Origin of the sequence: Streptomyces sp. NPDC058741 (assembly GCF_042746715.1) — a bacterium.
In the GTDB taxonomy this organism is placed as follows: Bacteria; Actinomycetota; Actinomycetes; order Streptomycetales; family Streptomycetaceae; genus Streptomyces.
Map to the genome: position 1 here is coordinate 1 of NZ_JBHYQH010000113.1, position 1,343 is coordinate 1,343.

1 protein-coding gene is annotated in these 1,343 nt (G+C 69.8%); it reads right to left on the reverse strand.

Going from position 1 to position 1,343, the window contains the following annotated elements; all coding sequences use genetic code 11:
• Nucleotides 1-64: 64 nt before the first annotated feature.
• A partial coding sequence (locus ACFW6P_RS32085) for a transposase (RefSeq protein WP_386425806.1) occupies nucleotides 65-1,343 on the reverse strand: 1,279 nt, incomplete at its 5' end.

The window sequence follows — 1,343 nt, forward strand, 5'->3', positions numbered from 1 at the left end:
CTAGAAGCCTGCTGAAAATCTTGTTGGAGGGCTGTCCGGCCGTGGGCCGGGTGGCCCTTCTTGCTTATGCGGTGGCCGGGGTGAGGTGCCAGCTGCCGTTGGCTCTGGTGAGTCCGAGGTTGATCAGTCGGCGGAGGTTGAGGGCGGCGGCGCGGTGGTGGAGCCAGAGGTTATTGGCGATGACGCCGCGGTAGGGCACTCGCCGGTTGCCCTTGGCGACCAGCCAGGCGATGGCGCGTTCGACCGGGGGCCGCCATCTGCGGTATTCGTCCTGCCAGGCGGGGTCGGTGGCAGCCTGGTGGCGGGCTGCGGTGAGCAGTTGGTGCTGGGGGTGGACATGGAGGGTGCGCCCGGTTTTGGAGGTGGTGCAGCGTCCGCGCAGGGGGCAGTCGGTGCACACGCGCTTGAACTGGGCGGTGCGAGCGCCGTCGGCTTTGACCTGTCCGAGGTTGGCGGTATGTCCGGCCGGGCAGGTCGCGGTGCCGGACACCGCATCGATGAGGAAGTCATCGATGGTGAACCCGCCGGGGACGGCCTGCCGCAGCGGTGGCGGCTTGATCACCAGGGTGTGGCCGTCTGCCTGCAGGCGTGCGCGCAGGTCGCCGGTGCCGTAGGCGGAATCGCCGAGCACGGTTAACTCCTGGCCCTCGTCCTCGTCGGCCAGCAGATCGCAGGCGACAGCGGCCTCGTGGTTGTCAGGCCCGTAGCCGCCGGTGAGGGCAACCGCGGTGAACAGCCCGGTCTCCGGCTCGAAGGACGCATGCCCTTTGAAGCCGTCCTGGTGGCGGGTTCGGTTCTTGTGGATGTGGCGTGCGTCCGCATCGACGGTGGACACGGTCCGGTCCGCCACCGTGCGCCGGGCGATGCGCCAGCGTCCGTCGCGCCCGTCGGAGTCCTCGGCCGGCTCCACGTCCTGGCCCGCGACCAGGGCCAGCAGGCCCACCGCGTTCGCCGCCTTCTCGCCCAGTTCCTGCTCGGGCAGGTGCCCGAGCAGGTTGACCGCGTCGGTGACCAGTGCGTCGACCAGCGTGGCGCGCGCTTGCTCGTCGTCCCAGGCAATCCTCGGCTTGCCCGGATCGGTGTAGTCGTGCGCGTGGCACCACCGCGCCGCGGTCTCCTCGCCCCCGGGGACCTCGCGGATCACCCGTCGGATCGCGGAGATGATCTGGGTGACGGTGTCCTGGGTGGCCACCGCGTCATCGAGGACGGTGGAGTCCAGCGCTCGCCGCTGCTTGCCTTTGAGTACCCCGGTCGCGGCCACGACCTCCTTGACCTTGGTGAAGATCCGCGTCGGATTGGCCGAGTGACGCAAACGGCGCCGGAAGTACGTCAGCAGCGAGGGA